10 protein-coding genes are annotated in these 11,427 nt (G+C 44.6%); 2 read left to right on the top strand and 8 right to left on the bottom strand.

Going from position 1 to position 11,427, the window contains the following annotated elements:
* Positions 1 to 35: 35 nt before the first annotated feature.
* The 5 genes from glyA to pyrB form a co-directional block, all read right to left on the bottom strand.
* Positions 36 to 1,316 carry a serine hydroxymethyltransferase gene (gene glyA, locus QYT14_RS07430; RefSeq protein WP_288324770.1) on the bottom strand — a complete coding sequence of 427 codons (1,281 nt, stop codon included), beginning with the start codon at positions 1,314 to 1,316 and terminating at the stop codon, positions 36 to 38.
* 110 nt (positions 1,317 to 1,426) lie between these two features.
* Complete coding sequence (locus QYT14_RS07425) at positions 1,427 to 2,149, bottom strand: porin family protein (protein WP_288324771.1); 723 nt, start codon at positions 2,147 to 2,149, stop codon at positions 1,427 to 1,429.
* Complete coding sequence (locus QYT14_RS07420) at positions 2,150 to 2,722, bottom strand: flavin reductase family protein (RefSeq protein WP_288324772.1); 573 nt, start codon at positions 2,720 to 2,722, stop codon at positions 2,150 to 2,152.
* Positions 2,719 to 3,183: an aspartate carbamoyltransferase regulatory subunit gene (gene pyrI / locus QYT14_RS07415; protein ID WP_005938833.1), complete on the bottom strand. Its 465-nt coding sequence runs from the start codon at positions 3,181 to 3,183 to the stop codon at positions 2,719 to 2,721. Before pyrI ends, QYT14_RS07420 begins: the two co-directional genes overlap by 4 nt.
* A 13-nt stretch (positions 3,184 to 3,196) precedes the next feature.
* A complete protein-coding gene (gene pyrB, locus QYT14_RS07410) occupies positions 3,197 to 4,138 on the bottom strand; it encodes an aspartate carbamoyltransferase (protein WP_237039344.1) in 942 nt (313 codons plus the stop codon).
* Between the two features lie 158 nt (positions 4,139 to 4,296).
* Between pyrB and QYT14_RS07405 the strand changes: the two genes are divergently transcribed.
* Positions 4,297 to 6,627 carry a transglycosylase domain-containing protein gene (locus tag QYT14_RS07405; RefSeq protein ID WP_288324774.1) on the top strand — a complete coding sequence of 777 codons (2,331 nt, stop codon included), beginning with the start codon at positions 4,297 to 4,299 and terminating at the stop codon, positions 6,625 to 6,627.
* Positions 6,628 to 6,824: 197 nt separating this feature from the next.
* Complete coding sequence (locus tag QYT14_RS07400) at positions 6,825 to 7,652, top strand: hypothetical protein (protein WP_117462815.1); 828 nt, start codon at positions 6,825 to 6,827, stop codon at positions 7,650 to 7,652.
* A gap of 50 nt (positions 7,653 to 7,702) precedes the next feature.
* Here the strand turns inward: QYT14_RS07400 and QYT14_RS07395 are convergent, their stop codons facing one another.
* The 3 genes from QYT14_RS07395 to QYT14_RS07385 are packed head-to-tail and all read right to left on the bottom strand — an operon-like array spanning position 7,703 to position 11,427.
* The gene (locus QYT14_RS07395; RefSeq protein WP_237039347.1) at positions 7,703 to 8,806 is read right to left on the bottom strand and encodes an ABC transporter permease; all 1,104 of its coding nucleotides are present in this window, start codon (positions 8,804 to 8,806) and stop codon (positions 7,703 to 7,705) included.
* A gap of 21 nt (positions 8,807 to 8,827) precedes the next feature.
* Positions 8,828 to 9,931, bottom strand: coding sequence for an ABC transporter permease (locus QYT14_RS07390; RefSeq protein WP_288324775.1), 1,104 nt, complete (start codon positions 9,929 to 9,931; stop codon positions 8,828 to 8,830).
* A gap of 41 nt (positions 9,932 to 9,972) precedes the next feature.
* Positions 9,973 to 11,427 (bottom strand): ATP-binding cassette domain-containing protein, encoded by a 1,455-nt coding sequence (locus tag QYT14_RS07385; RefSeq protein WP_117462818.1) that lies wholly within the window; start codon positions 11,425 to 11,427, stop codon positions 9,973 to 9,975.

Below are 11,427 nucleotides of genomic sequence, written 5' to 3'. Positions count from 1 at the left end.
TTTCTTTGATGGTAAATATAAGCGTTTTCCAGTTTTTAATAAGCAAAAATAGGATATTGCTTCATTGTTTCATTCACACGGGCGCGAACCTGTGCAATGACTTCCTCATTGTCCACGTTAGAAAGAACAGTTTCAATCATTTCGGCAATTTCAATCATTAAATCTTCTTTTGCACCACGAGTGGTAATGGCAGGAGTACCCAGACGGATGCCCGAAGTCTGGAATGCTGAACGGCTGTCGAACGGTACCATATTCTTGTTTACGGTGATATCTGCGGAAACCAATGCTTTCTCAGCCACTTTACCTGTTAGTTCAGGATATTTGCTGCGTAAGTCTACCAGCATGGAGTGGTTGTCGGTGCCACCGGATACAATGGTGAACCCACGATCTATCAAAGCCTGTGCCAATACCTTGGCATTCTTCTGCACTTGTTTTTGATATTCCTTATATTCGGGTTGTAAACATTCGCCAAAGGCAACAGCTTTGGCAGCGATAACGTGTTCCAACGGTCCGCCCTGAATGCCCGGGAATACGGCAGAGTCCAGCAGTTGTGACATCATTTTGATTTCACCCTTTGGAGTTTTCTTTCCCCATGGGTTAGGGAAGTCTTTGCCCATCATGATGACACCGCCACGAGGTCCGCGAAGTGTCTTGTGAGTGGTGGAAGTAACGATATGAGCATATTTTACAGGGTTGTCCAGCAGGCCTGCAGCGATGAGTCCGGCCGGATGTGCCATATCAATCATCAGGATGGCGCCCACTTTGTCGGCTATTTCACGCATGCGTTTGTAGTCCCATTCGCGAGAGTATGCAGAGCCGCCGCCGATAATCATTTTCGGTTTTTCACGCAATGCTATTTCTTCCATCTGGTCGTAGTCCACGCGTCCTGTTTCTTTGTTCAGATTGTATTCGCACGGAGTGTAGATAATGCCCGATGTATTCACCAGAGAACCATGTGACAGGTGACCGCCGTGAGCCAGATTCAATCCCATAAATTTATCACCCGGATTCAGGACTGCCAAGAAAACGGCAGCATTGGCCTGTGCACCGGAGTGAGGCTGGACATTGGCCCATTCTGCACCAAAGATTTGTTTCAGTCTGTCGATAGCGATTTGTTCGCTTTGGTCTACCACTTCACAACCACCGTAATAGCGTTTGCCCGGATAACCTTCGGCATACTTGTTGGTAAGGCAAGACCCCATAGCCTGCATTACTTGGTCACTAACAAAGTTTTCGGATGCAATCAGCTCGATACCTTTGAGCTGGCGTTGATGCTCTTTTTCGATGATATCGAAAATCAAATCGTCTCTTTTCATTTCTTTTTATAATAAGTTTATGTACGATATTCGATTTAGAGTTTACAAAGTTAAGAAATTTTAGATTAGGAGGAAATAAATTCGGGAAAATCTTTCGATACTGTGATAATTTAAAAAATAACTCCCAATGAGAAACTGAGCACGTTTTTATGACGGTTGATAACGATGCCTTTTTCGTGGGATATTTCTCCGTTGATGTTCTTTTCGTAAGTAATTTCTTTCGATATGTTAGTCAGGCCTATCTCGTAACGGAAATCGAAAAAGATATTAGAGATATTCACACCCAAACCGATGACACTGCTCATATTGATGGGGTGTAATTTCTCTTGGATATTGTCATGCTCAAAGTTGGAGAACTCTTCTTTCGTTTTTTTCTTCCAGATATATTCCAGTTTGGGACCGATGAAGAGTGCCATGCCGTATGGATGGCTTTTGACGAAACTGTATCCGTACAGCAGGGGGACTTCCAAAGAATGAATGGTGGAACGGATGGTGGCAAAATCGGGTGGGAGAATTTCGTCATTTTGATTCTTGTTGAAGGTGATGTCTCCTTTGTTTACGTTATAAGTAAACTCAGGCTGAATGAAATGGCGTTTCATATTAAAACGGAAAAACAAGGCGGCAAAGTAGCCCACCTTGTAATTGTTTTGTATGTCTTCAAAACGTTGATTGTCCAGTTGCAGGCGGCTGGTGAAATACATGGAAGAGTTAAATCCTACCTTCAGACCTACATTGACTTTAGGTTCCGTTTGGGAGTTCTGCTTCTGTTCCTCTGCTTTCAGGGCGGATGTACAAAGAAGCAATATTGGTATGAACAGGAAATACTTCTTCATCTATTCTTTTTTCTTTTTTTCTACTGACCAGCCAAATTTTCCGATCTTGGTCCCCAAATCAAAATATCCGCCATGAACATATACCAATGGGTTGCTCTCGGCCAGCTCGAACTTCCCTGTTTCTTTGTTAAGATATTTGTCGTCAGCCTTTACGTTCACTACATCTGCAATGAACATATCGTGCGAGCCCAGCGAAATGATTTCCTTCACACGGCATTCGATACAGAGGGGGGATTCTTCAATGATAGGTGCACTCACCATTTTAGCCTTTCCGGGGGTTAGCTTCATTTCCTGAAACTTATTATAGTCTCGTCCCGAGCGCACGCCGCACCAGTCGGTGGCAAAAGCCATATCCTTGGTGGTGAGATTGATGACAAACTCCATATTGTGCTTCAGTATGGGGTAAGAGTGGCGTTCGGGGCGTACGGATATATAACACATGGGTGGGTTGGTACATATTGTACCTGCCCACGCCACTGTAATGATATTATATTCTTCTTCCGTACTTCCACAACTCACCAGAACAGCCGGTAGCGGATAAATCATAGTTCCCGGTTTCCAGTCTTGTTTCATAATAACTTAATTGCTTCTTTGCTTTGTTCTTTTTCGCAATAGTGGCATTTCAAAATGCCGTGTTCCTTGTCGATAACATGGAACAGGGTTGCCATTGGTTCGTTATTGGTGATACATTTGGGGTTGGCACATTTCACGATGCCGCGTAACTCTTCGGGCATTAATACCTGTTTCTTTTCCACCACCTCGTAGTCACGGATAATATTCAGTTTCACGTTGGGGGCAACTACTGACAGACGGCTGATTTCTTCATCCGTAAAGAAGCGGTCGGCTACCTTAATGATACCCTTCTTGCCCAGTTTCTTGCTCTCGAAGTTGTTTCCGATAGTAATGTTAGAGTCGGAATTCTGCAATCCGAGCAGTGCAACTACGGTGAACAGCTTGTCGGAAGGTATATGGTCTATAACAGTTCCGTTCTTTAAAGCGGCAACTTGTAATTCTTGTTTGTTCTTTTCGCTCATAGTCTTTTCGTTTTTACTTATTACCATCTTCTATTACATCATCCAGTGTAATGCCCAATACATCGCAGAGGATGGCTTGTCGTGCGTACAGTCCGTTTTGTGCCTGCTGGAAATAATATGCTTTTGGATTTTCGTCCACGTCATAAGCAATTTCGTTTACGCGGGGCAGCGGGTGGAGGATACGCAGGTTGGGGCGGGTGTGTCTCAACATTTCATTCCTTAATATATATACGTCTTTCACGCGCTCATACTCCATCAAATCGGTGAAGCGTTCGCGCTGTACGCGTGTCATATACAGGATGTCGGCTTCGGCAATAGTGTCTTCGTCGAAGTCTGTATATTCTTTATACTTAATGCCGTGTTCGCGACAATATAGCTTATATTCTTCGGGCATCTTCAGCTCTTCGGGAGCAATAAAGTGGAAAGTCGGGTTGAAGTGGCGCATGGCCATCAATAGAGAGTGAACGGTTCGTCCATATTTCAGGTCGCCTACCAGATAGATATTCAGATTTTCGAGAGTGCCTTGTGTCTTGTATATGGAATAGAGGTCTAGCATGGTTTGTGAAGGATGCTGGTTGGCTCCGTCTCCGGCATTTACGATAGGCACCGGGGCAACTTCGCTGGCATAGCGTGCAGCTCCTTCCAGATAATGTCTCATTACGATGATGTCGGCATAGTTGCTTACCATCATAATCGTGTCTTTTAATGTTTCGCCTTTTGAAGAACTGGTAACTTTAGGGTCGGTGAACCCGATTACCCGTGCGCCCAGGCGGTTGGCTGCTGTTTCAAAACTGAGTCGTGTTCGGGTGGATGGCTCGAAAAAGAGGGTGGCTACCACCTTGCCGTCCAGTAATTTACGGTTAGGTTTCTTTTCAAACTCTTTTGCCATTTCCAACAAATAGAGAATCTTCTCTTTGGAGTGTTCGGCAATAGTGACTAAACTTCTATTTTCCATACCTATTTGTATTTATAATTACAATTATACGGAGCGTAAAGGTATGAAAAAAAAATAAAATGGCGAAGCTTCTAAAGATATTTAGTTGAACTTTGTTAGAAACGCCTTCTATCTCAAAGTTTTTCCTTACTTTTGCAGTGTAATTACTAGAAACGGACATGAGGAAGAAGTTTATTTATGTACTTTGGGCATTGGTAGCCTGTGTAATATTAGCTATAGCCTTCATTTTTACCGCGATAGCCAAGGGATGGATTGGTTATGTTCCCCCTATCGAGGAGTTGGAGAACCCGAACTTGAAGTTTGCAACCGAGATTATATCCGATGACGGCAAAATGCTGGGCACTTGGTCGCTCAGTAAGGAAAACCGTGTCTTTGTGGGGTATGATCAGTTGTCGCCTAATTTGATTCATGCCTTGATTGCCACCGAGGACGAACGTTTCTCTGAACACTCGGGCATTGATGCACGTGCGTTTATCCGCGCATTGGTGAAACGCGGTATTTTGATGCAGAAAAATGCGGGAGGCGGCAGCACCATTACACAGCAGTTGGCCAAGCAGTTTTATTCTCCTACGGCAGACAATGTGATGGAGCGTCTGTTGCAGAAGCCTATCGAGTGGGTGATTGCCGTGCAGTTGGAGCGTTATTATACCAAGGAAGAAATTCTGACCATGTATCTCAATAAGTTCGATTTCCTCAACAATGCTGTGGGAATCAAGACGGCTGCGAACACTTATTTCTCCAAAGAACCGAAAGACTTGAAAATAGAAGAGGCGGCAACGCTGGTGGGGATGTGTAAAAACCCTTCGTTGTATAATCCGAAACGTTTTAACGAGCGTGCCCGCGGCCGTCGGAATGTGGTGCTTGACCAGATGCGTAAAGCCGGCTATCTGACTGACGCTGAAGCAGACTCATTGAAGAAATTACCGTTGGTGCTGAAGTATCGTCGTGTGGACCACAAGGAAGGATTGGCAACTTACTTCCGTGAATATCTGCGTGGCGTAATGACTGCTAAGGAGCCGAAGAAGAGTGAATATCGCGGTTGGCAGATGCAGAAATATTATGAGGACTCGTTGGCGTGGAAAAATAATCCGCTGTTTGGCTGGTGTGCCAAGAATAAGAAGAAAGACGGAACGAACTACAATATCTATACAGACGGACTGAAAATTTATACCACGCTCGACTCGCGTATGCAGCGCTATGCCGAAGAAGCTGTGAGCGAACATGTGACTCAATATCTGCAACCGCGTTTCTTCAAAGAAAAGTCGAAGAAGAAAACGGCTCCGTTCACTCGAAATCTGACTCAGGAAGAGGTGAATGCCATCATGACCAGAGCCATGAAACAAACCGACCGTTACCGCATTATGAAAGAAGTCGGACATTCGGAAGCTGAAATCCGTAAGGCGTTTGATACGAAGTATGAGATGTCTGTATTCTCATACGAGGGAGAGAAAGATACTATTATGACACCGATGGATTCCATTAGGTATTACAAGCACTTCCTGCGTGCCGGATTCATGTCGATGGATCCTACTACCGGATATGTGAAAGCATATGTGGGCGGCCCTAATTATAACTATTTCCAGTATGATATGGCTATGACAGGACGTCGTCAGGTGGGGTCTACCATCAAGCCTTATCTATATACGCTGGCGATGGAAAATGGTTTTTCTCCCTGTGATGAAGTGCGCCATGTAGAACAAACGTTGATAGATGAAAACGGACGTCCCTGGACTCCGCGCAATGCCAATAAGAAACGCTATGGTGAAATGGTAACAATCAAATGGGGATTGGCCAATTCCGATAACTGGGTAACGGCATATCTGATGAGCAAGTTAAATCCTTACCAGTTGGTGCGTCTGATTCATTCATTTGGTGTGCTGAATAAGCAAATAGATCCGGTGGTGTCATTGAGCCTCGGCCCTTGCGAAATATCGGTAGGCGAGATGGTCAGTGCGTACACAGCATTTGCCAATAGAGGTATCCGTACGGCACCGTTGTTTGTTACTCGGATAGAGGATAATGAGGGAAATGTACTTGCCAACTTTACTCCTCAGATGGATGAAGTTATCAGTGAATCGAGTGCATATAAGATGTTGGTAATGCTGCGTGCCGTTATCAATGAAGGTACGGGTGGACGTGTTCGTCGTTTGTACGGCATTACTGCCGATATGGGCGGTAAGACGGGTACCACCAACAATAATTCCGATGGTTGGTTTATGGGCTTCACGCCTTCACTGGTTTCCGGTGTATGGGTGGGAGGTGAAGACCGCGATATTCATTTCGATACGATGGTCAACGGTCAGGGAGCTGCCATGGCGTTGCCGGTATGGGGGCTCTATATGCAGAAAGTATATAAGGATAAGAGCTTGGGGTACTCACAGGAGGAACATTTCAATATACCCGAAGATTTCGACCCTTGCAAGGATACACTGATGGACAGTTCTTCGAGCAGCGAAGACAATACCGGTCTGGATGCTATCTTTGAATAAATGATAAAGCCCGTGTGGATTGTGATAAAGCCCGCGGGCTTTCTTGTGCCTGCCCATATGGATGTTTTCTTTTTCGCGACACACAGCCGAAGCTTGGTTTCAAAGGGAAAAAAGACGAGTCTTCTTTTGGAATATTCCTCGTAAATCCTTATATTTACGAGAAAGAAAACCTTAACCGAATGTGAGAGGAGGAGACGATGGATAAAAATATAACTCTGTATCAGATAACCAATGAGATGGCTGAGAAAGTCTTTCAGAAAATAGACCGTTTCAATAAGGGCCGCAGGGAAGATATAGGATATTATGCGATTAGCGTTTCCACTCCCTACCGTTCTTATTATGCCTTGTGGCGCATTTTCCCTGACAATAGTCATTCTCCCTTGTTTGTATGCACGCTGGCTGTCACTTTTGATGATGCTGCCGAGCGTGCGTTTTTGTATTTGCAGAACTGCAATATCATGTTGAAGGTGAAGGATAACAGTTTCTTTGAGCCTTATTACGGTTCTTCCGAAGACATTGTGGCTTTCGGCAAATACAGAGGCAAGCGGTTGGCGGAGGTGTATTACGTCGACCCTAATTACGTGTTATGGCTGGCGCATAAGTTTGAAGCGCGAAATCCCCGCGACAGAAAACTGGCTGTGATTGCCAAAGACTTTGCAGTGGTACATTATGACACTGTGATTAGAAAGCACCACTTGTCCGGCGGAAGCCGTTTTATAGGCGAGAAGGGGGAGAAACTGACCGATTTGCATTTGGAAGTGTTGGGGGTAAGACTGCAATTGGATGTCTACAAAACTCATGACTATTATGTGGATCAAAGTGTGTTGGCGGCAGATGCGGACGGCAATCGCTTTTCCTTTGTTATAAAAGCGGCAGCCCCCAGTCCGACGCCGGATACGCTGAACTGCTATACCAAGAAGATTAACCCAAAGGACACATTATATATTAAGTCGGCCAAGGTGCTGTCACATTATGAAAGCAGAGGAGTTAAATGTACCCGCATCGGTTATCTTAAGTTTAAATAGCCGGAAAATGATAACCAAACTTAATGCCGTCATTGCAAATATTGGGTTGGCTATGAATTCTTCTTGTAACTAAATACAGCCCAAGTGTTCAAGGTGGCCGCCATTATGAGCAGCGCTGTAAACTGTGCAGTCAGGTCGCCCCAACTGCTTCCCTTCAGATATACGGCTCTGGTGACTTGGATAAAATATTTTAAAGGGTTTAAGATGGTGATGGTTTGTGCCCATTGGGGCATACTGTTGATAGGTGTAAACAAACCACTCATCAGCATAATGATAATAAGGAAAAAAAACATCACAAACATGGCTTGCTGCATGGTCTGCGAATAGTTTGACACCACCAGTCCCATTCCTGATATAACAACGATGAACAATAGCGCAAAGAAATAGAGCAACCATAAAGGGCCTGCGGGCGAAAGACCATACACCACTCGTGCCAAAAGGATGCCTATGGTGAGGATAATAAGTCCGGCAATCCAGTATGGAATGAGTTTGGCAAGAATAAAGGTAAACTTGCTCACCGGGGTAACGTTTATCTGTTCGATAGTGCCGAATTCTTTCTCGCTTACGATATTAAGTGCAGGGAGAAAGCCACAAAGCATCATCAGCAATTGAGCCATCAATGCGGGAACCATAAATATTTTATAGTCAAGGTGCGGATTGAATCGCCCCTGTGTATCTATCTCAATCTTAGGCTCAGAAATGATACTGTTGTCTGACGGTTTGATTTCGCCGGCATAATCATGGATGATGTTGCTAAGATATGAACTGCCCAGCCCTCCTTTGGTTCCATTCACGGTATTAGCGGATATGAGGACTCTGGCAGTTCCGCTTTTTAGTATATCCCGTTCAAAATGGGGCGGTATTTCGAGGATGATGTCGGCTTTCCCTTCTTCAATGCTTTCCATGGCTTCCTTATAGCTGTCGGACACATCCACTATCCGGAAATATTCCGAAGCTCCGGCTTTCTGAATCAGACGAGTGGAATAGGGACTATGGTCATTGTCTACTACACTTAGGTTTATGTTCTTTATCTCAAAATTAGCAGCCCAAGGGAGTACCAGCAAGATGATGCAGGGAAATACGAGAAGCATTCTGGGCAACATCGGGTTGCGGAGCATCTGTTTGAACTCTTTTTCTAATAAATATTTAATCATATCTCTTTGTTTGTTTTGAGCTTATTCTAAACGTTTATTGAATTTCTTCAGACTGATAATGACTAATATGACGGCCATCAAAGTCAGTACACTGATATTGTTCATGGTATAACTGATACTCAGGCCCTCTATCATAATCTTTTTTACACCGATGATATACCATTTGGCCGGAATGACATTAGAGATAATCTGTAGCGGCAGCGGCATATTCTCGACAGGAAATATCATGCCCGAAAGTAAGACTGTAGGCATCATCAGTACCATACCCGAGAACAGCATGGCTTCTACTTGTGTCTTGGCGATGGTGGATACCAGCAACCCTAATAATAAAGATACAATAATGAATATCCATGAAAGGAAAGCCAGTGAAAGCAGATTTCCTTCTACCGGGACATGAAGCACATATACAGACAGCAGCAGAATGGTTATCAGATTGATGCAGGACAGAAAAAAATAGGGCACCATTTTGGCGATAATCATCATTAGCGGGCGTACAGGTGAAACGAGAAGTACTTCCATCGTGCCTATCTCTTTTTCGCGGACAATGGAGATGGAGGTCATCATGGCACATATCAGCATCAGAATCAATCCCATAACCCCGGGGACGAAGTTGTAGGCACTCTGCATGCCGGGGTTGTAAAGTAGCTTCACTTGAGGGATAATCTGTATGGAAATGGGATGTGCTGCCAGGCTTTGTTGATAGTCGGTAATGATGCTGGTGGCATATCCGGTCAGGATAGTGGCATTATTGGGATCGGTGGCATCGGCTATCAATTGTATTTTGGCTTGCCCCGTGTGGCGCAGGTTATTCTCAAAATTCGGTTCGAAGACGACTATAAGGTCGGCTTCTCCTCTTTTGAATGTTTCTTCGGTCTCGTTGCTGTTTTGTAATATCCGTCGGACATCGAAGTATTCACTGGCATCCAGTTTGTCGATAATCTGTCGGGTTGAAATATCTTTTGAATAATCCAATATTGCCACTTTTACATTCTTTACCTCGGTGGTGATGGCAAAGCCGAAGAGGATGATTTGCACGATAGGCATCCCCAGCAGTATGAGCATCGTCCGGCGGTCGCGGAAGATGTGATGGAATTCTTTCTGTACAAAAGATAAAAATTGCTTCATAATCTTTCTTTTACTATTTTTCGTTTGGGGTGGAGCTCGGCTCAGTTTCTTACCGCTTTGCGTGCCAGCCGTCTGAACACTTCATCCATGTCTTTTGCCCCGAACTGCTCTTTTAAATGGTCCGGTGTATCCAATGCTTCTATTTTTCCGTCTACCATCATAGATATCCGGTTGCAATACTCTGCTTCGTCCATATAATGGGTGGTGACAAATATGGTAATCCCTCTTTCGGCAGCTTCATAAATCAGTTTCCAGAACTGACGGCGAGTGGCGGGGTCTACACCTCCGGTGGGTTCGTCCAAAAAGACAATTTTAGGATTGTGAAAGATGGCTACGGAAAAGGCAAGTTTCTGCTTCCAACCCAATGGAAGCGAACGAACCAATGTGTTCTTTTCATGTAGAAAGCCTAACTGTTCCAGCACTTTATCGGTCTTGACAGCAATTTCTTCATCGCTCATGCCATAGATGCCGGCATACAGGCGTATGTTTTCCCACACTTTCAGGTCCTCATACAAGGAGAACTTCTGGCTCATATATCCTATATTCTTTTTTACCAATTCATATTGCGTGGAGATATCAAATCCCGCCACGCTGCCTTTTCCGCTTGTTGGTCGGGAAAGCCCGCACAACATGCGCATAGCAGTAGTCTTTCCTGCACCATTGGCACCGAGAAAACCAAAAATCTCTCCGCGCTTCACTTGGAAAGAGATATGGTCTACAGCGGTGAAATCACCAAACTTTTTAGTCAGGTTTTCTACTTGGATGGCATACTCGTCCGATGTCTTTTGTCCTTTGTGCTTCAATCCTTCGGGCGAAAGAATATGGCTGAACTGCTGCAAGATACGTTCGGGAGTATCGATTCCCTGTATCTCTCCTTCCCGGATAAAAGCGATGCGGTCACAGCATTTCATCTCATTCAGATAAGGAGTGGAAGCGATGATGGTAATTCCTTCTTTTTTCAGTTTCAGCAACATATCCCAAAACTCTTTTCGCGAGACGGGGTCTACGCCGGTGGTCGGTTCGTCTAAAAACAAAATAGAGGGTTTATGAATCAGGGCACAACTTAAGGCTAATTTCTGTTTCATACCTCCCGATAGCTTTCCGGCACGCCGATGCTTGAACGGTTCTATTTGTCGATAGATGTCTTCCACAAGGGCATAGTTATCCCGGATGGTGGTATTGAAAAGAGTGGCAAAGAAAGTGAGGTTTTCTTCTACAGACAAGTCTTGGTATAAGGAAAAGCGTCCCGGCATATAGCCGGCCAGTCTACGGATGTCCTTATATTCCTTCATCACTTCATACCCGCACACGCGGGCTTCTCCTTTGTCGGCAAGTACAAGTGTGGTGAGGATGCGGAACAGAGTCGTCTTTCCCGAACCGTCCGGTCCGATTAATCCGAAGATTTCTCCCGGCTTTACATCAAAGCTGATATCTTTCAAAGCCTGTACCGAACCATAGCTTTTGCTTATCTGCCTGACAGAAACGATATTCTCCAT

The organism is uncultured Phocaeicola sp. (assembly GCF_948499155.1).
Taxonomy (GTDB): domain Bacteria; phylum Bacteroidota; class Bacteroidia; order Bacteroidales; family Bacteroidaceae; genus Phocaeicola; species Phocaeicola faecalis.
The sequence above is the reverse complement of the archived record's forward strand: the minus strand, read 5'-3'. Positions and strand labels throughout refer to the sequence as shown.

Coding starts and splice junctions, on each gene's coding strand:
- glyA (WP_288324770.1), bottom strand. CDS start 1,316: ATGAAAAGAGACGATTTGATTTTCGATATCATCGAAAAAGAGCATCAA.
- QYT14_RS07425 (WP_288324771.1), bottom strand. CDS start 2,149: ATGAAGAAGTATTTCCTGTTCATACCAATATTGCTTCTTTGTACATCC.
- QYT14_RS07420 (WP_288324772.1), bottom strand. CDS start 2,722: ATGAAACAAGACTGGAAACCGGGAACTATGATTTATCCGCTACCGGCT.
- pyrI (WP_005938833.1), bottom strand. CDS start 3,183: ATGAGCGAAAAGAACAAACAAGAATTACAAGTTGCCGCTTTAAAGAAC.
- pyrB (WP_237039344.1), bottom strand. CDS start 4,138: ATGGAAAATAGAAGTTTAGTCACTATTGCCGAACACTCCAAAGAGAAG.
- QYT14_RS07405 (WP_288324774.1), top strand. CDS start 4,297: ATGAGGAAGAAGTTTATTTATGTACTTTGGGCATTGGTAGCCTGTGTA.
- QYT14_RS07400 (WP_117462815.1), top strand. CDS start 6,825: ATGGATAAAAATATAACTCTGTATCAGATAACCAATGAGATGGCTGAG.
- QYT14_RS07395 (WP_237039347.1), bottom strand. CDS start 8,806: ATGATTAAATATTTATTAGAAAAAGAGTTCAAACAGATGCTCCGCAAC.
- QYT14_RS07390 (WP_288324775.1), bottom strand. CDS start 9,931: ATGAAGCAATTTTTATCTTTTGTACAGAAAGAATTCCATCACATCTTC.
- QYT14_RS07385 (WP_117462818.1), bottom strand. CDS start 11,427: ATGGAGAATATCGTTTCTGTCAGGCAGATAAGCAAAAGCTATGGTTCG.